Here is a 21,472-nt window from a genome sequence, read left to right on the forward strand (position 1 = left end):
CCCCTACGGGTCACTTAAAAACACCTTAACAGTGGTTAAGGTACCTGCAAAGTTCTCAGAGTATGCTAAGAAGCATACTCGTCACTTTGTCAGGGATTTGGAGGCTTAGCTCAGCTGGGAGAGCATCTGCCTTACAAGCAGAGGGTCGGCGGTTCGATCCCGTCAGCCTCCACCATAAAAAATGGGGAGATAGTGAAGTGGCTAAACACGGCAGACTGTAAATCTGCTCCCTCCGGGTTCGGCGGTTCGAATCCGTCTCTCCCCACCATTTTTTATTTTGCGAGTTGTTGGGGTATAGCCAAGCGGTAAGGCAACGGACTTTGACTCCGTCATTCCTAGGTTCAAATCCTAGTACCCCAGCCATTTTGCGAGCCATTAGCTCAGTTGGTAGAGCATCTGACTTTTAATCAGAGGGTCGAAGGTTCGAGTCCTTCATGGCTCACCAGTTTTTTAAAATTAGAATAGGTGCCCTTAGCTCAGCTGGATAGAGCGTTTGACTACGAATCAAAAGGTCGGGAGTTCGAATCTCTCAGGGCACGCCACTTATCGGGAAGTAGCTCAGCTTGGTAGAGTACTTGGCTTGGGACCAAGGGGTCGCAGGTTCGAATCCTGTCTTCCCGACCATTTTTTATATGCGGGTGTAGTTCAATGGTAGAACTCCAGCCTTCCAAGCTGGTCGCGTGGGTTCGATTCCCATCACCCGCTCCATATGCTTACGAGAAACGAGAAACCGGAATGGTTGCTCGTTTTTTTGTGTTTTTGACAAAGCTTGTCCGATAGGTTATTTATGCAAAATCATGTCGAGTTGAGTCATTTTGCTTTCCGGGGCTACAATATAGAGGTAGAGAATGAAATGAACGAAGGAAAGGGTGGCACTTTTATGAACAAAAACATGAGCATTGTTGGTGTACCGATGGATCTAGGTGCAGACCGCCGCGGAGTCGATATGGGACCTAGCGCAATCCGTTATGCAGGTGTTGTAGCACGCCTGGAAAAGATGGGCTTCAATATTGAAGACCGCGGTGATATTTTTGTAACGCGCCCTCATCACTTCACCGAGACGGAAAACCATAAATACCTGGATGAAGTCGTGGAAGCCAATGAAAAGCTTGCCAATGTTGTAAGCGATATCATGACTGCTGGTCGATTCCCGCTCGTATTGGGTGGCGATCACAGTATTGCCCTTGGAACCATTGCGGGTGTGGCTAAACATGTAAAAGACCTAGGTGTCATTTGGTTTGACGCTCATGGTGATTTGAATACGGGTGCCACTTCTCCATCGGGAAATATTCACGGTATGCCTTTGGCAGCGAGCTTGGGTTATGGACACGAGCGTCTGACGAACATTGGGGGGTATACACCAAAGGTAAAGGCAGAAAACGTGGTCATCATCGGTGCGCGTGATCTGGATCAAGGTGAGCGTGAATTGATCAAGCGCATCGGGATGAAGGTTTTCACCATGCATGAAATTGATAAGTTGGGTATGGCTCGAGTCATGGATGAAGCAATCGCGCATGTGTCCAAAAACACAGATGGCGTGCATTTGAGCCTCGACTTAGATGGACTTGATCCACACGATGCTCCGGGAGTAGGGACGCCAGTAATAGGTGGTATCTCCTACCGTGAAGGGCATGTCTCATTGGAAATGCTGGCAGATGCAGATATTCTCTGCTCGGCAGAATTCGTAGAGGTCAACCCGATTCTTGACCGAGAAAACATGACAGCTCGCGTTGCAGTCGCTTTGATGAGTTCCGTTTTTGGTGATAAATTACTATAAAAAATGAAGAAGATCATGAAAAAAGAGAGGCTTTTAGCCCTCTTTTTTTGTTTTACCGCATCTTTACTTTGATGAGGGAAAGCTGTACATTCTAAGGATGGAGACGCAGTTTATTTAATAGCTGATCCAGTTGTACACTTAGTGTAACTAATTCTGGAGTAATGCAGGCTTGTTTTTTGTACTGATCGTTGAGTTCTTTTCGAAGCATTTCAATCTCGAGGAGAACGTCTTTTTTTGACAATCGTTGCACTCTCCTTTCCACCCGTATGATAAATGAGCTATCATTACTTATATATAGAAGAAAGCAATACGCTTATTCCTCTATTTCCCAACAAATTATCCGCACAAACACAAGATTAAAAATGAAACCATATGCAGTATCATCCGTATATAGGATTACGGTATTGTGGGGAGGATCGCATGGATTTTGTAGAGAAACGGTTGACTCAGCGGGCTAAACGCGGAGACCGTGAAGCTTTTGCGGAGTTAATCGAGATTTATAAAGACAAGATATTTCAGCTCGCATATCGTATGGTGGGAAACCGTCAGGATGCAGAGGACATCGCGCAAGAAACATTTTTGCGTGTCTATGCCAATTTGCATTCATACGATGACAGCTATAAGTTCTCCACGTGGATCTACAGGATCGCGACCAATCTATGTATCGACCGTGGCCGGAAAAAACGACCTGACTTTTCATTGGATGAAGAAACCGAACCAGGGCAAGGCCTGGACTGGTATTCACGCCTGTCTTCTAACGAGCGAACACCGGAGGACAAAGTCGTAACGCAGGAGCTGCAAGAGACCGTGCAAGATGCTTTGTCTCACTTACAGCCCAAATATCGCTCGATTATGATCTTGCGCTATATCGAGGATTTGTCGTTGCAGGAGATCAGCGATATCGTAAAGCTTCCCATAACGACAATCAAGACGCGTATTCACCGAGGAAGGGAAGCATTACGCAGCAAGTTGCGATTGATGTGAGAAAGGAGAAAATCACGATGGAATGCCGGGATATGATTTGCCTCATCCACGAATATCTAGATGGGGACACTGATGAATTAGCCAATCTGCAATTGCAAGCACACATAAAGACCTGTGTGAGTTGTCGTCAGCATATGCATGAGTTGCAGAGAGCCATCGCTTTTGTTCAAAGCGCTTCACATATTCATGTCTCTTCTGATTTTACAGCTCGTGTACTTGCGCAATTGCCTGCGCCGACGAAAGCGAATCTGTTATCAGGATGGCTTCGTAATCATCCGTTTTTGACAGCTGCAGCGGTATTTCTCTTTTTGATGACCGGCAGCGTACTCAACAGTTGGTTTGATCAGGATGACACTCTACAGGTATCCTCTGCTAATTTGGATAAATTAAAAATAGATCGTGAACGCAATGTCGTAGTTGTACCAGCAGGAACCAATATTGATGGAGACTTGGTTGTCCGCAACGGAAACGTAGATGTTCAAGGCCATGTATCAGGAAATGTTGTGGCTATTGAAGGAAAAGTGTTCGTGGCATCTACCGCCCAAGTCGTGGGAAATACCGAATCGATCGAAGCGATCGTAGATTGGATCTGGTATGAGGTGAAAAATATTGGAAATGACTTGCTTCCGATCTTGCCATAAGAGAAAATAGAGAGTACAGCTATCAGAGCACGGCAGTGGAGCCGTGCTTTTTCCGCAGGAGATAGACTGACTTCATTAGATGGAGCGAGATATGGGGGCTTCGTTATGATATCGATATCCATGGATTATGGGGATTTGCTACGGTATGCAACGGATATTTTACTCGTTACATACGTGTTCTATAAAATCATTATGCTTATTCGCGGGACGCGCGCTGTACAATTGCTGAAGGGGATTATGGTCATCGTCATCACATGGTTCCTCAGCAAATACTTCCAGCTAACGGCACTACACGCGCTGATGAATCAAGCATTTACATTCGGGGTTTTGGCCGTCGTCATCATCTTCCAGCCGGAATTGCGTCGAGCACTGGAGCAGCTTGGTCGAGGCAAGCTTTTTTCCCGTTCAAGCAGTACGCAGGATGAAGAGGTAGTTAGCCGCTTGGTTCAAGAGGTGGGCAAATCGGTTACGTACATGGCCAAGCGTCGCATTGGTGCATTGATCGTCATTGAGAGAGAGACGGGTCTGAATGACTACGTGGAAACGGGTATTGGCATTAACGGGCGAGTCAGCTCGGAGCTGCTGATTAATATTTTCATTCCAAATACACCGCTGCATGACGGTGCAGTCATTATGCGAAAAGATATGATTATGGCTGCTGCCTGTTATCTTCCACTTTCTGAAAACAATTCCATCTCCAAAGAGTTGGGGACGCGCCATCGAGCGGCAATAGGGCTAAGTGAGGTTTCCGATGGCATTGCGATCATCGTATCTGAAGAGACAGGACAGGTGTCCTTTGCCGCGCATGGAGCAATGAATCGCAATCTGACGGAGGCGCAACTGGCAGAGATGCTGACAGAACAGCTTCAGCCTCTGTCCAAAGGCAAATCCATGGGAAGTCGTTGGCAATGGAGGCGAAAACATGGATAAATGGTTAAACAGTCACTGGTTTGCACGTGCTGTTGCGTTACTTTTGGCTATCATGACGTGGATGATTGTCAATCTGGAAGCCGAACAAACGACGACTCCTGAGGCAAGTCAGCCAACTTTTATTGACAGTGTCAATTTGCATGTGAAATACGATACCGATCGTTATCAGGTGGTCAAGCAGCAACGAACGGTAAAGGTTGCCTTGGAAAGTAATAATCCTTTTTATCGACACAATTTCTTCCCAGAGGAATCGTGGGAAGTATATGTCGATGCGACCAGCCTGGGCAAAGGAACACATCGTGTACCTGTCCAGTACAAGGGATTCCCGGATGAAGTCAAGGTAGGGATCATCCCGAATATCGTGGAAATTACCTTGGAAGAGAAGAAGACAGTTGAGCGTGAAGTTTCTGTGGAGAAATTGGGACAGGTCGCGCCTGGTTACACAGCTGGAGAACCTATTGTAAAGCCGTTTCGAGCACTTGTAAGGGTACCTGAAAGCCAAGTGAATAAGGTAGCAGCAGTTAAGGCATCGGTTGACCTGGAAGGGGCTACTTCCGCAATCAAAACAACAGTTCCGCTCAAAGTTGTGGACAAGTCTGGCAACGTGATTCAAGGTGCGGATGTAGTGCCACTTACGGTAGAAGTGAACATTCCCGTAACGAGTCCGTTTGCCAAAGTGCCAATCAAATTAAACTTGACGAATGAATTGCCGAATGGCTATAGTTTGGCTAGTATGGGTATGAATGTGGAAGAGGTCACAGTCTATGGACCGAAGGAAGTCATTGATGGCATCAAATCCAACACTTATCCAGGGCCGGAAATCGATCTCAGCAACATTACATCAGATCGCGATATAGAGCTAAAGATACCGTTAATGGATAATATTGTAAAGGTAGAGCCGGAGTATTTAACCGTATCGCTGAAAGTCGTTCCATCAACGACCAAGCGTTTGGATAAGATTCCGATTCGCATTAGCGGGCTATCAGAAAGCATGGAAGCAAAGGTACTATCCACCGATGGCCAGGAGATGTCTACAATCGACTTCGACGTAATCGGCGCTCCAGTAGTGCTGAATCAGTTGACGCATGAAGACTTGCAGGTCGTAGCAGATGTCAGCAATATGCCGGCGGGTGTGTACGAAGTACCATTGAATTATATTTTCAATCAGTCGGAGTATATCAAGACTTCTGCGGGCGCACCGAAAAAGGTCACAATTCAAATCACGAACAAGCAAAGGTAGACATAAGCTGTTGTGTGCACAAGGAAGGAAATGAGGGACAATCATGGGGAAGTATTTCGGAACAGACGGTGTACGCGGTGTAGCAAATACACAACTGACACCCGAACTGGCATTTAAAATCGGACGCGTTGGCGGTTACGTTCTCACCAGAAACAAGCAGGAAGGGAAACCAAAAGTGGTGATTGGGCGCGATACGCGCATTTCCGGACAAATGCTGGAAAACGCGCTTTTGGCTGGACTGTTATCGGTTGGAGCAGAAGTGGTCAGATTGGGTGTTATCTCCACCTCGGGGGTAGCGTATCTCACACGTGCACTTGGTGCAGATGCTGGAGTTATGATCTCCGCCTCTCACAATCCGTTTCCGGATAACGGAATCAAGTTCTTCGGCAGCAACGGTTTTAAACTGTCCGACGAAGTGGAAGCTGAAGTAGAACAGTATTTGGACGCGGCAGAGGATACGATGCCTCGACCAACAGGCGAACAAATTGGGACGGTTCTGGAATTCCTGGAGGGTGGACAAAAGTACCTCTCTCACTTGAAGAGCACCGTATCCGAGCGATTTGACGGTCTGAAGGTAGTTCTGGACTGTGCAAATGGTGCTGTCTCATCATTGGCAGCTCGTCTGTTTGCGGATGTGGACGCTGAAGTCATCACGATTGGTGCGAATCCGAATGGAATCAACATCAATGACCAGTGCGGTTCAACGCATCCTGAACGATTAGTAGAAGAAGTTTTGAAACATAAAGCTGACTTGGGTCTATCCTTTGATGGGGACGCAGATCGCTGCATTGCAGTGGATAATAATGGTGAAATCATCGACGGCGACTATATTATGGCGATCTGTGCTCGAGCGCTCAAGGCTAAAGGAAAGCTCAACAACAATACAGTTGTCACGACCGTAATGGCCAACATGGGCTTCTTCAAAGGGATGGAAGAGTGCTCCATCAATACAACGAAGACTGCTGTTGGGGATCGCTATGTAGTAGAAGAGATGCTGCGCGGCGGCTATAATCTCGGTGGCGAACAGTCCGGTCATATTGTCTTCCTGGACTACAATACGACAGGAGACGGTCTGTTAACGGGTCTCCAGCTCTTGAACATCATCAAGGAGTCTGGCAAGCCGTTGTCCGAGCTCAAACAAGTGATGGTCAAGTATCCGCAGCTTCTGATCAACGTCCGTGTAGAGGACAAGTCAAAGCTGAATGGCAATGAAGCTATTGCGCAGGCGATTCGTGAAGTAGAAGAAGATTTGGCTGGCAACGGTCGCGTTCTAGTTCGTCCGTCCGGAACAGAGCCAATCGTACGTGTCATGGCAGAAGGTCCAGATGCGGCACAATTGGAAGGGCTCGTGAATCGGATCGTTGACGTGGTCAAACAACAATTAGTGTAAAAGTAGTGTAAAAAGTTGTAGGGAGCGGTTTCGATACTGCTCCCTTTTGCATACAACTAAAATACGTCGACGAAATGTTGTCGCTCTTCACAATCTGTGGTACAGTGTTCATGTGCGCTAGCACCAAGAAAGAAAAACTTGGGAGGGGTTGTGCAAAAAAGAACAAGCACGTAAACCAAATGAATACCATTGGAAAGCGCCAGCACTGAGGCTGCCCGACATGGAGCCCAGTGGACGAGGTGGAGGTTTATCGAAGGATTCGGCGGATACCTCCCGGCAGCAGTATCACTGCCGCAGAGCGCAGGGACAAAACATCAGGGTGATCTGATGGACAAAACCTTGTGTGTGATACGTTTTTTGCCATTGCCGAAATAGATGAAACAGTATGATCATAGAAAAAACATGGAATGGCGGGGGACTCACCCCCGTACCATTGTTCGGGTGGAAGTCCCTCGCCAAATTGGAAGGGGACCATACACTTATGTGCGGAATCGTTGGATATATTGGAAATAAACAAGCGCAAGACATCGTTATCGGAGGGCTTCGCAAGCTGGAGTATCGCGGCTATGATTCAGCAGGGGTTGCTGTCGTGAATGAAAACGGCTTGGATTACTCAAAAGCACAAGGCCGTCTGGCTGTTCTGGAAAGTCGTTTGGAGTCGAAGCCATTGACTGGTTCTATGGGAATCGGGCATACACGTTGGGCGACACACGGAAAACCGTCTGACGAGAACTCCCACCCACATACAGACGAGAAAGCGGCTTTTGCAGTCGTTCACAACGGGATTATCGAAAACTTCCTGCCATTGAAAGAAGAGCTGCTGGCAAAAGGCTACACGTTCACTTCTGAGACAGATACCGAGGTTATCGCTCACTTGCTCGCTGACATGTACGATGGCGATATCGTTTCTACAGCGCGTCGTGCTGTGCAACGTATGCGTGGTGCCTATGCATTGGGAATCATGACGGAACACGAGCCAGATAAGCTGGTAGCGATTCGCTTGGCTAGCCCGTTGGTAGTTGGTGTGGGTCAAGGCGAGAGTTTTATCGGCTCGGATATCCCAGCTATTTTGGAGCATACACGTGACGTGTACATTTTGAACGAAGGCGAAATGGCTGTGTTGACTCGCGATGGTGTGGAACTGATGAACGCAGAGACCGGCGAGAAAATCGAGCGGGAACTGTTCCATGTCGAGTGGGATCTGGTACAAGCGGAAAAAGGCGGATATGATTCCTTCATGCTCAAGGAAATGCACGAGCAGCCTCAAGCTGTTCGCGATACCATGGGTGCCCGCATTGACGAGGACAACAAGCGAGTGATTTTGCCTGAGCTGAAAATGAGCGATGCGGAACTGGCGACATACGATCGCATCTACATCGTGGCATGCGGTACTTCCATGCACGCGGGTCTCGTCGGTAAGGATGTTATCGAAAAATGGACACGCGTACCTGTAGAGGTAGCAGTCGCTTCCGAGTTCCGTTACCGTGATCCGATCTACACAGACAAGACACTGATGATCGTCATCAGCCAATCTGGTGAGACAGCAGACACGCTGGCTGCACTGCGTGAGGCGAAAAAGAGCAACGTGAAGGTGTTGGCTATCACCAACGTGGTAGGCAGCTCCGTAGCTCGTGAAGCTGACGAAGTGATCTTTACGTGGGCTGGTCCAGAAGTAGCGGTAGCATCTACGAAAGCATACACCTCCCAAGTCGTTGCCCTGTACTTGTTCAGCCTGTATTTGGCTCAAGTAAAAGGCACCATGGCGGCTGCTGAGGTTGCTGAAGTGGTTGAGCACCTGAGCGAGATCCCTGGCAAAATCGCTTCCATGCTGAATGACGATGATCAAATTCGTCGCTTTGCAGAGGGCACGAAAGAGGTAAGCAGCCTGTTCTTCATCGGCCGCAGCCTCGACTATGCGGTATCGCTGGAAGGCTCTCTGAAGCTGAAAGAAATCTCCTACATTCACTCCGAGGCGTATCCAGCTGGTGAGCTGAAGCACGGTACTCTTGCGCTGATTGAAGATAATGTTCCAGTTGTAGCTTTGGCTACGCAACCAGATATCTACGAAAAAACGGTAAGCAACATCGTGGAAGTAAAAGCTCGCGGTGCTCATGTACTGGGCTTTGCGACTGAAGGCAACCACGACCTGGCGAAGAGTGTGGATGAGGTCATTTACATGCCAGCCACTCTGCCAATGCTCACACCGATTCTGACCGTCATTCCATTGCAATTGCTTGCTTACTACGCTTCTGTCGCTCGCGGCCTTGATGTGGATAAACCACGGAACTTGGCGAAGAGTGTGACGGTTGAGTAAGGGTTGAAGGGTTAATAAGTCGAGTGAAAAACAGGTATGCACATCTGTTTTTCCTCGGCTTATTTTATTTTCAAGTCATTAGGTGAATGTTTGTTACTAATTTGCACTCTGCAATTGCCAACCCCCGCCATAAGCGCTATCAGAGTCGAGGCGGGGTTTAACGGTATAACGTACTTTTTAACTTCTATGGTTCCTCATTTGCAAACATCTCCAACGTAGCTATAAGAATGTCTTCCTTTTTAGCATAGTAGTCTAAATATGGAGAACCTATTATCGCCGCACCTACTGTCGATAGTAATGCCAGTAAACGAACCGGGTTCCATTCCAATTCTAAGAGTTGAAGAAGTTGGATGGCACTAGAAGCTCTTTTCGTTTGCTCGAGCGTATTTACTTCGGGGAATCGCCCATCCGTCTTGTAGGCATGGAAAAACTCGCGCTTACAATTATGTGAGCGGAGAGGTTTGTTCAGTTTTTACGAAATTAGAATATTCACCCGGGAGAGTATGTAGACATCCTAATCAAATGGGTCCTATGGAAAAAAGTGATGACCCCTTAATTTATTATTTAAATTTCCCTCTTCTGTCAAATGGTAATGGGGGAGATTGGCAGGTTGTGTAACTGTTCCTGATAAGACTGTTTGAAAATAATGAAATGGCAGTTTGTCCTTTATCCACTTATTTGCAATCATTGTATAATTGAGGTGGGAGTGTGTTGAACATACATAATCGTATTGAATTCATTGCTAGTGAGTCTGAAAGCGATGAGTTCTCCGTAATAGAAGGCGGGGCCGCAAAATTTGGCGTGCTACTATATTAAAAATAGTCAGGATGAAGGGGAACCGAGTAATGACAGAATATAATCAGTCAGTTTTCGATGCATTGCCACCCAAAGGGAGTAGCAGAGAGAAGGCTATCTCGAAGCTCGGAGCTAACGAGGCACCTGAGCTGTTGCATCTGGCCAGTACAGAGCGCGGGAAGAGTAAGCTTGCCGCCCAGAGGGCACTGGCTAAGATTGATTATGAACCGGCTGCAGCTTATTGGAAAAAGCTATTAAAGTCGCCACAAAAATGCGAAAAAATATTAAACCACACATTCTCGAATACAGTGTCGGATCTGATTGCTGATCGATTACTAGCTTTTTTGCAGACGTTTCTGGAGAAAAAGCCTGGCAGCAAGATCAGCTGGGAAGAGCATGAAACGCTGCTTGCCTTTCTTGGCATGATGCCGGGCAAAGCGAGTGAAAAGATGTGCAAGGTGTATGAGCTTGCAGCAGAGCATATCCAGAAGATTTCATCATTTGAGTGCGACAGCGAGGTGCTAAAGTTAACCTACAGAGACACTTCTATCTTTCATATAAGTGATACTTTGGCAGGGGTGACTTTAGAGCAAGCCTTTCCTATGATTTTGGTTGGCTCTGTTTTAATGGATGGAGATCGTAGGCTGCAAGCGCTGGCTGGCAAGCTATATGAACAATATGGGGGAGCCTGGCTGTCTCCTGTCTTCGCTTCTGCGCTTCTAACCAAGCCCGCTAGCGATGTTTTCGAGGCGTTTTCACCGTATTACAAAGATCCGGTAGCACAGCGTTTTATTTTGAACGTGCTAGGTACGGTGAAGTTTGATACTAAGCAAAATCGGCATACCTTTATGTTTGGCTGGGGCAATATGCTTAGAAATGATACATATTTTTCACTTAAACCGCTGCTGTTTGAGGATTTGGATGTGCGCTGGATAGAACTTTTGGCAGCTGATCCGGAGGAGAAAAAGCTAAGCGGTCTTATTAAAACGAGCTATTATGTAGGAAAAGTAACTGGAGAATTTGATGACGTGCTGGGTGATCTGCTTCCGCTAAATAATGAAGTTTGCTGCCAAAAGGTGCAATCGTATTTTCTGAAAAGAGCAATTCTGGATGATGGAATTGGCGCGACATATGTTGGTATTTTGTATCGGATAGGTTATGAGGATGTTGAATCGATTCTTATGAAAAAATGGTCCCAAAAGGAAAATGCAACCTCTATTTGGAATGTGTCCAGTGATTTACAGTTCTTTACCCATTGGCCAGCCGAGAAGAGAGTAGTGCTTTTTGAACAGGTTAGACAATTGGTTCAGGAGAAGAAATTACAAATAAGTTATTGGAAGCCGGACACGGCTGAGGAGCTGAAGAACGAGCTGCTTAAGTAGCAATAGCAGGAGCGGAACGGGAGGCATTAAATACAGTGGGAGCATTAGCTGTTAGCTACCCCCTGTCCATTATGTTCGTAGTCCTAGTATTAGACTGAACAGCAGGATTCGCCAACAAACGAAAAGTGCCTAAAAAATCTGTTAGAAAAGGAACTTGATAAGACGGAGGATTGGTATGATCCCCTCATGGTAGACAGGCGAAATAATAAAAAGCTTGCTATTGTGAGGGGAGCTTTTTCATGTTTAGAGGTAAATATAATGCTTTCTAGAAACTCGCCATTCTCGAAGAAGTATCAAATTGGGGAAATTGGTTTCCTGGCAGCTGCGAAGAAAAATGATGAAAAGCCGGTAATCCTTAGCGTACAAGATACCGGCTTTTTTCTGTCTATCAGGGTAATACTAGCGTCCCTGTCACGACCTGCAAACGGTGAGTCTCGGAACTAAATCAAGCCTAACAACGCTCTTTTCCACCTGATTGTTTGGTTCCGATTCAAAAAATAAATTTGGAACCTCAGTAACTCGTTGAGGTTACAGTGTTACTGGGACATCTTGCTTTGGTACTCCGCTTTTCGTAAAAAATCAACGGCACGGTCAGGGAAGTCTGTAAACACCCCGTCAACTCCTGCTGTGAAGTAGAACTGATCGAGCAGCTCCTCAAAGCTTGCTGCATAGGCAGGGATTTGTCCTTTATCCGCTCGGAAGGTGTATGGATGCACTTCCAGGTCAGCTTCATGAGCCTCTTTGACAAGATTGGTAATGATCAGGTGGTCTCTCGTCGACTCTTCTTTGATGATCATCGGTTTCCATGGCCCTACGCCGTCTGCGTATTTCGCAATTTCTTTCATCGCTCCTTTTTCAAACATCCAATCGTAGTTGTAGGGAACGGCCTTACCGTTTTCATAGTTCATGGTTTCGTTCCAGCCCGTTTCCGCCATGAGCTGTACAAGCTTCACGTTCATATTCAATTGTGGATAGAGTTCCGTGCGAATCCGTTTTGCTTCATTGGGGTCGAAAGTCTGTATGTACACTTTGTCATTCTTGGACACATAGCCGTACTTTTTCAACACCTGCAGCACTGCGAGGCTGATGTCCTTTCCTTCGTGTCTGTGGAACCAAGGAGCTTTGATCTCCGTATAGATCCCTACGTTACGACCTGTGCTTTTGTTCATACCCTGGATCAGTTCAATCTCTTCTTCCAGAGTGTGAACACTGAAGTTGGATTTCCAGAGTGGGAAGCGATCCGGATAATCTTGTACCTGTTTGCCGTTTTCCACTGTGAAAACCTCTGTTGTTTTCAGTTTCTTAATCTCGTCAAGAGTGAAATCAATAACGTAGTACCTGCCGTCTTTTCGCTTTCGATCAGGGTAGACCTCCGCAACATTGGTTACGCTGTCCAGATAATGGTCGTGCATGATGAGCAGTTTGTTGTCCTTTGTCATGACCACGTCTTGTTCGATGTAGTCGACTCCCATCGCGTAAGCCATCGCTTTTGCGGGCAGCGTATGTTCCGGTAAGTATGCGCTCGCTCCGCGGTGGGCGATGACAATCTTATCCGCTTCGGCAAAGGATACGCTTCCAAAGCTTGTTGTAATAGCGAGAGCGGCTGCCAGGGATGTAACTAGTTTTTTCATGTTCTGCCTCCTCCATTTGGATGAAAAAAAGATCCACAAATTCCATCGGTAGGTTAAACCATACCAAATGAAATATTGTGAATCTCCTGATCTCCATCACAAAAATATTATATTGGTTACTAATGTAAGGGAAAAAGAAAGCGCTGTCAATAACTTGTTGGCGGCAGGGTCTTTCCTCCCTACAAAAACAGCAAGGCTGATCTCAGTACCAACCTCACTGTTTTTCCGTACATCACGAATTACAACTTCACAGGCTCTCCAGCGAATACTTCCAATTCCATAGCTGCTGCAAAAAAGGAGGGAGCTTGCTTCGCAAAAGCCTGAAAATGAGCGCTTGCATTGTGGGCTGCTACTGCGTCAGCGTCCTTCCACTTTTCTACCATGGTGTAGTGATATTCTTGCTCTGTGCTTTTCAGAAGGGTGTATCCTACATTTCCTTCTTCCGCTTGGCTTGCAGCAACCAGGGCTTTGGCGGCTTGAAGGAAGGCTTCTTCCTGTGCGGGTATTACTTGTAGATGGGCATGTATAATAAGCATGGTTTTCTCCCTTTCTTCCAACGAATTCGAATTATTTCCAGGTTGTCACTGTCTCAACAGGGAGACGGTAAGAGGGGTATCCTTCCTTGGCTGCTTTCCCGATACTGATTAGCATGATCGGTTGATAGCGATCCTTGTCCAAATCTAGTGCTTCTGCTATTTGATCCTTTTCATAGCCGCCGATCGGGTTCGTGTCATAGCCGAATGAACGGGCAACCAGCATCAATTGCATGGATACGAGCCCGGCATCGATAAAATTGACATCGCGCAGGTCAGAAGCTGGTAGATTGGCGTAGTAAGGTTTTACGGCTTTCAGCTGCATGTCCTTCACTTCCTGCGGCATGTATCCGAGCTCGACAGCTTTTCCAAATATCTCATCCATATATTCCGCATTATTCATGTCGACGAATACGGCAATGACGGCGGAAGAGGTAAGTACTTGCGTTTTGTTGAAGCGTGCCAGCTCTGCAAGCTTTTCTTTCCCTTCTTGACTTTCGATCACCACAAAGCGCCAAGGCTGCATGTTGACTGAAGATGGAGCACGCGTGGCTCCCGCTAAAATTTCAATCATTTCCTCGCGGCTGATTTTTATTTCAGGATCATAAAGTTTGACTGAACGACGACCAAACGTGATTTCATGAAAATCATTTGTTCTTTGTACGGTGTTTATCATGTAAAAACAGACTCCTTTCCGGAACAATCAAATGTTGTTTTGCATTCGTTTGAGAAAATCAGTTAAGACCTGCGTTTCATCCTCGGTGAAGCCTTCCAGAATCTGCTGGATAAAATTTCGTTTCTCGCTTTTGTACCCTTCAATCCGATGATGTCCTTCTTCGGAAAGACGAACGAAGGTTTCGCGGTTATCATTTGGATTTTTGTGTCGGGTCACCATACCATCCACTTCCAGTTGCTTCAGGTGGCGTGTAATGGCAGCACTGTCAATATTGATGTGCTTTTGTAGCTGGGACTGATTGATTTCGTTGCATTCGCAAAGGATTTGCAAAATCGCGAGACGAGTAGAGCTGATTCCGGTACAGCGTTCGAACTTGGGACTTATTTTATTGGTTAATCCGATGAGCAGATTCAGTATTTGCTCCTCTTCAAATTCCTTGCGTGTCATGAAAAATGCCTCCCGGGGGCAATATGAATAGGAATATTTGACACATCAATAATTGATACGTCAATTAATATAACACCTTATTTCAGCGTTTGCAACTTAAGTTCCCGGCAAAACTCGCTGAGCTAACGGATGTGATAGAAGGTACGAGTCCGCCCAGCCCTGCAAGATGTTGAAGGACAGGTTGATAGAGCTAGCGAGTGTTCGCTTCCCGCTTGGGATCGATGATTTTTCCATCTTGCCATTGAAAAAAGAGCCTTTTTAACTTTGGTTCGTCTGCGCAGGATGATCGGCATTCTTCTCCGAAAAGCAACCAGGATTGAGGACAAGCATTTGAATGCCGCATCGGGCATCATCTGGCTAAAGGATCATTACCTTTCCATGGCGGCAAGGCACTTTATTGAGCAAGTCAGGCAGTAGAACGAGCAGCCCTTCACGATTAATGGTATAATCAGATTGTTCATATAAAATTGTATTCTTACAGTATCGAGGGGTACTCTAGCCCCAACGTGCTTCGCTGTGTTCGGAGGGAATCTTTGTGAAGAAAAAACTGGTAAATGCGATGGAAGTAGCGAGATTGGCAAAAGTCTCTCAGTCTACCGTTTCGCGTGTATTTACCCCCGGCTCAAATGTATCCGAAAAAACAAAGAAAAAAGTGCTGGAAGTAGCGAAGGAGCTGGGCTATCGACCGAATGCCCTCGCTCGTGGCTTGATCATGAACAAGACCAACATCATTGGGCTGGCCATGCGTGATATCGAAAACCCGTTCTACCATGAAGTATTGGGAAAATTCACCAAGGGACTTCGGGAAAAAGGGTATCACGTCTTATTTGTATACACGGAAAATGACGAGATCCAACAGGAAGAAATTACGCAATTTTTGGAGTACAACGTTGAGGGAGTAATCGTGACGGATGCTTATTTGTCGTCCAAAGTCGTGTCCCAGCTGCATGAGAACAACATCCCTGTAGTCCTGTTCAACCGCTACAGCAAAGACATCCCGTGCTATTCGATCAGCTGTGACAACTATGCTGCCGCTCAACAGATCGCGAAGTATCTGTTCGAGCAAGGATATCGAAAAATGGCGTATATCACCGGGCGGGTCAATACCTCGACGAGTCAGGATCGGCAGAGGGGCTTTTGCGATTTTCTCCAGGAAAAAGGTTTGGCTCCCATCATTGAAGAGGGCGACTACACGTACAAGAGAGCGTATGAAGCGACCCTACGCCTGCTGCAGCAAGAAGAGCGACCGGATGTCATTTTTGGGGCAAATGATATTACTGCATTTGGAGCACTCGATGCGGTAAAGGCGATGAAGCTGTCGGTTCCTGAGGACATCGCGATCGTCGGATTTGACAATATCAAGATGGCGTCCTGGCCTTCCTATGAGTTGACGACGTGGGAGCAGCCAGTCGACGAAATGATCGAATTGACTATCAATACGCTGCTGAATGAAATGAAAATAAATACGGTAGAACCCGTGGCAAAACTAGTTCATGGTCAATTAATCGAGCGATGTACGACAAAGAAACAAAAATAATCGCTTGACAAATGTAAGCGCGATCATTAGTATTTGCATATAGATTTGAAAATTGTCTGATTTCTTCTCGCTTCTTTTTGCATACGTATGCAAAACAAGGAAGCGAGAAAAAAATTCTGAAAAATGCATACGTATGCTAAAACGGGAGGTCAAGAAAATGGCTAGATTTTTGAAACAAGGAAAAGCAAAAAATGAAATTGCACAAAATGACGCGCAAGTAGCGGAAACCGTACGCCAAACCATTCAGAAGATCGAGCAGGAAGGCGATGCAGCCGTACGCGAGCTGTCAGCGAAGTTTGATAAATGGAGCCCCGAGCAGTTTCGCCTGACGCCCGAGCAAATCGCGGAAATCATTAGTGGCGTACCGGAGCAGACCATCGAGGATATCAAGTTTGCACAGAGCAATGTGAGACGCTTTGCGGAAGAGCAACGCAAATCCATGCTCGACATTGAGGTGGAGACGCTGCCCGGAGTCATTTTGGGTCACAAAAACATCCCGGTAGAAAGTGTAGGTTGCTACATTCCAGGTGGACGCTATCCGATGGTGGCTTCGGCTCACATGAGTGTGTTGACCGCAAAGGTAGCAGGTGTGAAACGGGTCATCGCTTGCACGCCTCCGATTAACGGTGAAATTCCGGCGGCAACGGTCGCAGCAATGCATATGGCAGGTGCCGATGAGATATACATTCTCGGCGGCATTCAAGCGATGGCAGCGATGGCGGTCGGAACGGAAACCATCGAGCCAGTAGATATGCTCGTCGGCCCGGGTAACGCCTTCGTGGCAGAGGCCAAACGTCAGCTGTACGGACGTGTTGGAATTGACCTGTTTGCTGGACCTACAGAGACGCTCGTTGTGGCTGATGAAACAGCCGATGCTGAAATGATCGCCACCGATCTTCTCGGTCAAGGCGAGCACGGCCCAACTTCACCGGGTGCGCTCATCACGACTTCGGAGCAGCTGGCACATGAAACGATCAAAGAAATCGAGCGACAGCTGGAAATTCTCCCTACTGCAGATGTGGCCCGTGTCTCCTGGCGCGACTACGGCGTGATCATTTTGGTAGAGGATCAGGAGGAAGCGCTCGTTGAAGCGAACAAACTCGCTTTCGAGCACGTAGAGATTTTGACGAAAGACCCTGACTTCTTCTTGAACAACATGACCAACTACGGCTGCCTCTTTTTAGGCCCGGAAACCAACGTGGCTTACGGTGATAAAGTGATTGGAACTAACCATACACTGCCTACCAAAGGCGCTGCCCGTTATACAGGTGGACTGTGGGTAGGCAAGTTCCTGAAAACAGTTACGTACCAAAAAGTAAGCGAAGAAGCAAGTGCATACATTGGGGAATATGCAGCTCGTCTGTGCCAGCTGGAGAATTTTGCAGGCCATGCTGAACAAGCGCTGCTGCGCGTACGCCGCTACGGCAAGAAATAAACCCCAGACAATAGAGGGAAAAGGAGCCGCTCACTGGAGAGTGGCTTCCTCTCTCCCAGTTTGATTCTTGGCAGCTAGATCTATCACCGACAGAATGGAAGTGATTCAGATGATTAGCATGATCGGTTTAATCGGAGGCTTGGCGCTGCTCATTATTTTGACGATGAGGGGTATGAACCTACTGATTGTTGCACCTTTCTCCGCTTTGTTCGTAGCTGTTTTTAATGGATTGCCACTCTTTCCGCAGTTGGTAGGAAAGGGAGAAGCGAACTTTGTCTCCAACTACATGGGCGGCTTCACAGGATTTATCACTTCGTGGTATTTGATGTTTCTCATCGGCGCAATATTCGGAAAGCTGATGGAAGACAGCGGGGCGGCAGACAGCGTGTCCAAATGGATCGTCGAGAAGATCGGCATGAAAAACGCGGCACTCGCAATTGTGATTGCATGCGCGGTTTTGACATATGGCGGTGTGAGCTTGTTCGTCGTTGCTTTTTCCGTTTATCCGATGGCAATCAGCTTGTTTAAGGAAGCGAACCTGCCGAGGCGTTTTATCCCGGCGGCGCTCGGCTTCGGTTCTACCACCTTTACCATGACATCGGCTGGTTCTCCTGAAATTCAGAACTGGATTCCCATTCAATATTTGCACACCACTCCCTATGCCGGTTGGGAAGTTAGCTTGCTCGTGGCTGTATTCATGATGATTTTTGGCTACTGGTGGTTAAAACGGATGATTATGAAAGCGGTTAAAAACGGGGAGCACTTCACCACACGGGAAACAGACAACCTGAAGGTGCGGGACAATTTGCCCAATCCATTCGTCAGCATGATTCCGCTCTTGGTTGTTCTCGTGATTTCGTTTGTTTTCCACAACTCGTTTAAAGAGTCCGCGCTTATTCTCGCCTTGCTCGGCGGTGTAATAGCGACTTATCTGCTGCATCGGAAGTACTTTATCAACTTCTGGCATGCCGTTTCAGAAGGGACGATGGGTGCTCTGATCGCCATTGCAAATACGGCGGCTGTTGTTGGTTTTGGTGGGGTTGCCAAAGCTACGCCAGCATTTGCGACCGCCGTTGACTTTATGACGAGCATTCCTGGCAGTCCGCTGATTGGAAGCGCAGTAGCTGTTTGTGTTATTGCCGGACTCACAGGCTCTGCATCTGGCGGACAGACGATCGCCTTGCCGCTGCTGGCGCCGCACTATATGGACATGGGGGTAAATCCGGAAGCCTTGCACCGGGTTGTGGCGATTTCATCAGGATCACTTGATTCCTTGCCTCATGGCGGCTATGTTGTTACGACCATTCGCACGATTGCGGGAGAGACACACAAAGATGCGTATCCGGCATTCGGCGCATTAACCGTAGTTGTTCCGATTTTGGGTGTTATTTTAGCAGTGATCTTGTTCTCACTTGGCATGTAAAAAAGAGGATATAGGGTACTCTAATTCGTTAGCCAGAAAGGAGCAAAGCGTTTATGACTTCTTTTCAAGAGCTGAGAGGAAAACGGGTTCTCATTACCGGGGGCAGCAAAGGGCTCGGCAAGGACGCGGCGATGGCATTTGCTCGGCTCGGTGCCGACGTCATGATTACGGGACGCAATACGGCGAATCTGGAAGCAGCGACGCATGAATTGCGGCAGATTCAACCGAATTCTTTCTTTTTGGCGGCGGACATGCAAGATGTTCAGAGCATCTATCAGATGGTAGACGACACAATCGCGACTCTGGGAGGGCTCGACATTCTCGTCAACAATGCGGGAATCAACATCGCAAAACCGTCGTTTGAAGTGACAGAAGAGGATTGGGATCGCGTGCTGGATACCAATCTGAAAGGGACCTTTTTCTGCTCGCAGCGCGCCGGCAAGCATATGGCGGCAAATGGCGGGGGCCGCATCATCAACATGGTGTCCCAGATGGCTTTTGTCGGGTATATCAAACGGTCGGCGTATTGCTCCAGTAAAGGCGGCGCGGTTCAATTGACCAAAGCACTGGCAGTGGAGTGGGCTCCATACGGGATAAAGGTCAACGGCGTGGCACCTACTTTTGTCGAGACTGATTTCACGAAGAAAATGTTTGAGGATCGGGACTTTTACCAGGATGTGCTGAGCCGCATCCCGTTAGGGCAGTTAGCTCAAGTGTCTGATATTACAGGAGCAGTTCTATTCCTCGCTTCTGATATGGCTAACTTTATTACAGGTGAAACGATCAAGGTGGATGGAGGGTGGACCGCGATATGAGTACGTTGCCGAAACGCGTAGCGATCATTGGGGCGGGAACGAAGGGCCATTCCATCGCCCTGTCGGCAGCCATGGCAGGATTTGATGTGAACATCTGGGGAATGGATGAGCGGGATGTCCAGCGCGGGAAGGGTGGCGTCGCTGAAAAGATCGGACTGTTGTGCGATTACGAAGTCGTTCATCCTGATGAAAAGGAAACAATCCAAAATCGTATTCGTTTCACCACTGTTCTGCAAGAGTGCGTCCAAGGAACTCCCTTTATTATCGAAGGTATTCCAGAGAATCTGGAACTGAAGCAAAAGATGTTTCAAGAACTGGAGGCATTGTGTTCTCCAGATACCATTCTGGCGAGTAATACTTCTGGGCTGAGCCCGACTGCCATCGCCAGCTTGATGGAGCATCCCGAGCGGACATTGGTCACGCACTTTTGGAATCCCGGGCATCTTATTCCTCTAGTAGAGGTCATCCGCGGAGAGAAGACGTCGGACGCAGCAGTGGATCAGGCCATGGCCCTGCTGAATGCGATGGGCAAAAAGCCGATCCTCATCAAGAAAGACATTCTTGGTTCTGTGGGGAATCGTTTGCAGTATGCGCTCTTTCGAGAAGCACAGTACATCTATGAGCAGGGAGCGGCTTCGATCGAGGATATTGATAAAGCGGTACAATACAGCATCGGCCGCCGTTTGCCAGTTACGGGTCCATTCATGAGTGCGGATATGGGAGGGCTGGATGTGTTCGACGCCATTTCCAGCTATTTGTTCCCAGACCTCGGCACCCATCAGGCATCTCTTTCCACGATGAGAAATCTGGTGGACGCAGGGAACTACGGGCAGAAGAATGGGCAAGGCTTTTACGAGTGGTCACCGGAGCAGTTGCAAAAAATGAACAAGGCTCGCGAGAAGGAACTGATTGATTGGTTGAAAAAAGATCTGCAAACGGATGAAAAAGAAGCGCGGTAAATGGTGTGATTATAAAATTTATGTTTAAACCCCCTAGGTTCTACCGTTAACCAAGGGGGTTTTTCCGATGCCCAAAATAAGGAGATTTTATCTATTTAAGATGCTCTCTTCTAATACGTCAAATTTATTTCCATACTTTTTAATGATATGTTGTTCTCCCCATGAGCAGAGTGATTCTAATATACTTTTCAATCCCCATCCGTATTCGCTTAGTTCATATTCCACTTTTGGGGGGACCGTATTGTAAGTAATTCGATTGATAATCCCGTCACTTTCTAGCTCGCGTAGTTGCTGGGTTAGCATTTTTTGTGTAATCGCAGGCATAAGACGTTTCAATTCACTGGTACGTTTTTTACCGTGAGTTAGGTGGCAAAGTATAACGCATTTCCACTTTCCGCCTAATACTTCAAGCGTAGCTTCAACCGAAATATTATATTTCTTTTTATTCATAAGGTCCCTCCTGCTAAAACTTTATAGGAACTTTTCAGTACCTATAGCACAAAAAAGTACGTACTTTTGATTAAGTTTGTTATGTATCATAATAACATTTGCCGATCGGTTAT

General features: G+C 47.2%; 20 protein-coding genes and 7 tRNA genes. 21 read left to right on the plus strand and 6 right to left on the minus strand.

Annotated elements, in window-relative coordinates; genetic code table 11:
* The first annotated feature begins 99 nt into the window (after positions 1–99).
* From HPY31_RS26895 to rocF, 8 genes are all read left to right on the plus strand, one after another.
* A tRNA-Val gene (locus HPY31_RS26895) sits at positions 100–175 on the plus strand.
* A gap of 8 nt (positions 176–183) precedes the next feature.
* Positions 184–268 (plus strand) — tRNA-Tyr (locus HPY31_RS26900).
* Between the two features lie 20 nt (positions 269–288).
* A tRNA-Gln gene (locus tag HPY31_RS26905) sits at positions 289–363 on the plus strand.
* Between the two features lie 6 nt (positions 364–369).
* Positions 370–445 (plus strand) — tRNA-Lys (locus HPY31_RS26910).
* Positions 446–465: 20 nt separating this feature from the next.
* Positions 466–542, plus strand: a tRNA-Arg gene (locus tag HPY31_RS26915).
* 5 nt (positions 543–547) lie between these two features.
* Positions 548–624: transfer RNA gene (locus HPY31_RS26920), tRNA-Pro, on the plus strand.
* A gap of 10 nt (positions 625–634) precedes the next feature.
* Positions 635–708, plus strand: a tRNA-Gly gene (locus HPY31_RS26925).
* A gap of 172 nt (positions 709–880) precedes the next feature.
* Positions 881–1,777 (plus strand): arginase, encoded by an 897-nt coding sequence (gene rocF / locus HPY31_RS26930; protein WP_026134212.1) that lies wholly within the window; start codon positions 881–883, stop codon positions 1,775–1,777.
* Between the two features lie 91 nt (positions 1,778–1,868).
* Here the strand turns inward: rocF and HPY31_RS26935 are convergent, their stop codons facing one another.
* Positions 1,869–2,027: an aspartyl-phosphate phosphatase Spo0E family protein gene (locus HPY31_RS26935; RefSeq protein WP_007725277.1), complete on the minus strand. Its 159-nt coding sequence runs from the start codon at positions 2,025–2,027 to the stop codon at positions 1,869–1,871.
* A 170-nt stretch (positions 2,028–2,197) separates the two neighbouring features.
* On the opposite strand from HPY31_RS26935, the gene sigW reads away from it, so the two are divergent.
* The 7 genes from sigW (at position 2,198) to HPY31_RS26970 (ending at position 11,453) form a co-directional block, all read left to right on the plus strand.
* The gene (gene sigW, locus HPY31_RS26940) at positions 2,198–2,761 is read left to right on the plus strand and encodes an RNA polymerase sigma factor SigW (protein WP_016742677.1); all 564 of its coding nucleotides are present in this window, start codon (positions 2,198–2,200) and stop codon (positions 2,759–2,761) included.
* 17 nt (positions 2,762–2,778) lie between these two features.
* The gene (locus HPY31_RS26945) at positions 2,779–3,402 is read left to right on the plus strand and encodes a zf-HC2 domain-containing protein (RefSeq protein ID WP_016742678.1); all 624 of its coding nucleotides are present in this window, start codon (positions 2,779–2,781) and stop codon (positions 3,400–3,402) included.
* A 105-nt stretch (positions 3,403–3,507) separates the two neighbouring features.
* Positions 3,508–4,332, plus strand: a complete 825-nt coding sequence (cdaA, locus tag HPY31_RS26950) for a diadenylate cyclase CdaA (protein WP_016742679.1) — start codon at positions 3,508–3,510, stop codon at positions 4,330–4,332.
* The gene (locus tag HPY31_RS26955) at positions 4,325–5,572 is read left to right on the plus strand and encodes a CdaR family protein (protein WP_172143101.1); all 1,248 of its coding nucleotides are present in this window, start codon (positions 4,325–4,327) and stop codon (positions 5,570–5,572) included. The genes cdaA and HPY31_RS26955 overlap by 8 nt, the downstream gene beginning before the upstream one ends.
* A 43-nt stretch (positions 5,573–5,615) precedes the next feature.
* Positions 5,616–6,962, plus strand: a complete 1,347-nt coding sequence (glmM, locus tag HPY31_RS26960; RefSeq protein ID WP_172143102.1) for a phosphoglucosamine mutase — start codon at positions 5,616–5,618, stop codon at positions 6,960–6,962.
* Positions 6,963–7,443: 481 nt separating this feature from the next.
* Positions 7,444–9,276: a glutamine--fructose-6-phosphate transaminase (isomerizing) gene (gene glmS / locus HPY31_RS26965; protein ID WP_172143156.1), complete on the plus strand. Its 1,833-nt coding sequence runs from the start codon at positions 7,444–7,446 to the stop codon at positions 9,274–9,276.
* An 845-nt stretch (positions 9,277–10,121) separates the two neighbouring features.
* Positions 10,122–11,453: a hypothetical protein gene (locus tag HPY31_RS26970; protein WP_172143103.1), complete on the plus strand. Its 1,332-nt coding sequence runs from the start codon at positions 10,122–10,124 to the stop codon at positions 11,451–11,453.
* A 536-nt stretch (positions 11,454–11,989) separates the two neighbouring features.
* On the opposite strand, the gene glpQ is transcribed toward HPY31_RS26970, so the two are convergent.
* From glpQ to HPY31_RS26990, 4 genes are all read right to left on the minus strand, one after another.
* Positions 11,990–13,084, minus strand: coding sequence for a glycerophosphodiester phosphodiesterase (gene glpQ / locus HPY31_RS26975; RefSeq protein ID WP_172143104.1), 1,095 nt, complete (start codon positions 13,082–13,084; stop codon positions 11,990–11,992).
* A 239-nt stretch (positions 13,085–13,323) separates the two neighbouring features.
* A complete protein-coding gene (locus HPY31_RS26980) occupies positions 13,324–13,620 on the minus strand; it encodes a putative quinol monooxygenase (protein ID WP_172143105.1) in 297 nt (98 codons plus the stop codon).
* Positions 13,621–13,651: 31 nt separating this feature from the next.
* Complete coding sequence (locus tag HPY31_RS26985; protein WP_172143106.1) at positions 13,652–14,293, minus strand: nitroreductase family protein; 642 nt, start codon at positions 14,291–14,293, stop codon at positions 13,652–13,654.
* Positions 14,294–14,320: 27 nt separating this feature from the next.
* The gene (locus tag HPY31_RS26990) at positions 14,321–14,740 is read right to left on the minus strand and encodes a MarR family winged helix-turn-helix transcriptional regulator (protein ID WP_172143107.1); all 420 of its coding nucleotides are present in this window, start codon (positions 14,738–14,740) and stop codon (positions 14,321–14,323) included.
* Positions 14,741–15,022: 282 nt separating this feature from the next.
* On the opposite strand from HPY31_RS26990, the gene HPY31_RS29080 reads away from it, so the two are divergent.
* The 6 genes from HPY31_RS29080 to HPY31_RS27015 all read left to right on the plus strand — a co-directional run bounded on the left by HPY31_RS29080 (position 15,023) and on the right by HPY31_RS27015 (position 20,909).
* On the plus strand, positions 15,023–15,157 hold the full coding sequence (locus HPY31_RS29080) for a hypothetical protein (protein ID WP_256434438.1): 135 nt from the start codon (positions 15,023–15,025) through the stop codon (positions 15,155–15,157).
* Between the two features lie 118 nt (positions 15,158–15,275).
* Positions 15,276–16,277: a LacI family DNA-binding transcriptional regulator gene (locus HPY31_RS26995; protein WP_172143108.1), complete on the plus strand. Its 1,002-nt coding sequence runs from the start codon at positions 15,276–15,278 to the stop codon at positions 16,275–16,277.
* A 157-nt stretch (positions 16,278–16,434) separates the two neighbouring features.
* Positions 16,435–17,712, plus strand: a complete 1,278-nt coding sequence (hisD, locus tag HPY31_RS27000; protein WP_172143109.1) for a histidinol dehydrogenase — start codon at positions 16,435–16,437, stop codon at positions 17,710–17,712.
* A gap of 109 nt (positions 17,713–17,821) precedes the next feature.
* Positions 17,822–19,135: a GntP family permease gene (locus tag HPY31_RS27005; protein WP_172143157.1), complete on the plus strand. Its 1,314-nt coding sequence runs from the start codon at positions 17,822–17,824 to the stop codon at positions 19,133–19,135.
* A gap of 53 nt (positions 19,136–19,188) precedes the next feature.
* A complete protein-coding gene (locus HPY31_RS27010; protein ID WP_172143110.1) occupies positions 19,189–19,950 on the plus strand; it encodes an SDR family NAD(P)-dependent oxidoreductase in 762 nt (253 codons plus the stop codon).
* Positions 19,947–20,909 carry a 3-hydroxyacyl-CoA dehydrogenase family protein gene (locus HPY31_RS27015; RefSeq protein ID WP_172143111.1) on the plus strand — a complete coding sequence of 321 codons (963 nt, stop codon included), beginning with the start codon at positions 19,947–19,949 and terminating at the stop codon, positions 20,907–20,909. Before HPY31_RS27010 ends, HPY31_RS27015 begins: the two co-directional genes overlap by 4 nt.
* A gap of 87 nt (positions 20,910–20,996) precedes the next feature.
* Here the strand turns inward: HPY31_RS27015 and HPY31_RS27020 are convergent, their stop codons facing one another.
* Complete coding sequence (locus HPY31_RS27020) at positions 20,997–21,359, minus strand: winged helix-turn-helix transcriptional regulator (protein WP_137031343.1); 363 nt, start codon at positions 21,357–21,359, stop codon at positions 20,997–20,999.
* Positions 21,360–21,472: the final 113 nt, after the last annotated feature.

The sequence above is a fragment of the Brevibacillus sp. HB1.3 genome, assembly GCF_013186635.1.
Taxonomy (GTDB): Bacteria; Bacillota; Bacilli; order Brevibacillales; family Brevibacillaceae; genus Brevibacillus; species Brevibacillus brevis_D.

Excerpts from the sequence above, each read along its gene's own strand:
- rocF (WP_026134212.1), top strand. The coding sequence starts at position 881 with ATGAACAAAAACATGAGCATTGTTGGTGTACCGATGGATCTAGGTGCA.
- sigW (WP_016742677.1), top strand. The coding sequence starts at position 2,198 with ATGGATTTTGTAGAGAAACGGTTGACTCAGCGGGCTAAACGCGGAGAC.
- HPY31_RS26945 (WP_016742678.1), top strand. The coding sequence starts at position 2,779 with ATGGAATGCCGGGATATGATTTGCCTCATCCACGAATATCTAGATGGG.
- cdaA (WP_016742679.1), top strand. The coding sequence starts at position 3,508 with ATGATATCGATATCCATGGATTATGGGGATTTGCTACGGTATGCAACG.
- HPY31_RS26955 (WP_172143101.1), top strand. The coding sequence starts at position 4,325 with ATGGATAAATGGTTAAACAGTCACTGGTTTGCACGTGCTGTTGCGTTA.
- glmM (WP_172143102.1), top strand. The coding sequence starts at position 5,616 with ATGGGGAAGTATTTCGGAACAGACGGTGTACGCGGTGTAGCAAATACA.
- glmS (WP_172143156.1), top strand. The coding sequence starts at position 7,444 with ATGTGCGGAATCGTTGGATATATTGGAAATAAACAAGCGCAAGACATC.
- HPY31_RS26970 (WP_172143103.1), top strand. The coding sequence starts at position 10,122 with ATGACAGAATATAATCAGTCAGTTTTCGATGCATTGCCACCCAAAGGG.
- glpQ (WP_172143104.1), bottom strand. The coding sequence starts at position 13,084 with ATGAAAAAACTAGTTACATCCCTGGCAGCCGCTCTCGCTATTACAACA.
- HPY31_RS26980 (WP_172143105.1), bottom strand. The coding sequence starts at position 13,620 with ATGCTTATTATACATGCCCATCTACAAGTAATACCCGCACAGGAAGAA.
- HPY31_RS26985 (WP_172143106.1), bottom strand. The coding sequence starts at position 14,293 with ATGATAAACACCGTACAAAGAACAAATGATTTTCATGAAATCACGTTT.
- HPY31_RS26990 (WP_172143107.1), bottom strand. The coding sequence starts at position 14,740 with ATGACACGCAAGGAATTTGAAGAGGAGCAAATACTGAATCTGCTCATC.
- HPY31_RS29080 (WP_256434438.1), top strand. The coding sequence starts at position 15,023 with ATGATCGGCATTCTTCTCCGAAAAGCAACCAGGATTGAGGACAAGCAT.
- hisD (WP_172143109.1), top strand. The coding sequence starts at position 16,435 with ATGGCTAGATTTTTGAAACAAGGAAAAGCAAAAAATGAAATTGCACAA.
- HPY31_RS27005 (WP_172143157.1), top strand. The coding sequence starts at position 17,822 with ATGATTAGCATGATCGGTTTAATCGGAGGCTTGGCGCTGCTCATTATT.
- HPY31_RS27010 (WP_172143110.1), top strand. The coding sequence starts at position 19,189 with ATGACTTCTTTTCAAGAGCTGAGAGGAAAACGGGTTCTCATTACCGGG.
- HPY31_RS27015 (WP_172143111.1), top strand. The coding sequence starts at position 19,947 with ATGAGTACGTTGCCGAAACGCGTAGCGATCATTGGGGCGGGAACGAAG.
- HPY31_RS27020 (WP_137031343.1), bottom strand. The coding sequence starts at position 21,359 with ATGAATAAAAAGAAATATAATATTTCGGTTGAAGCTACGCTTGAAGTA.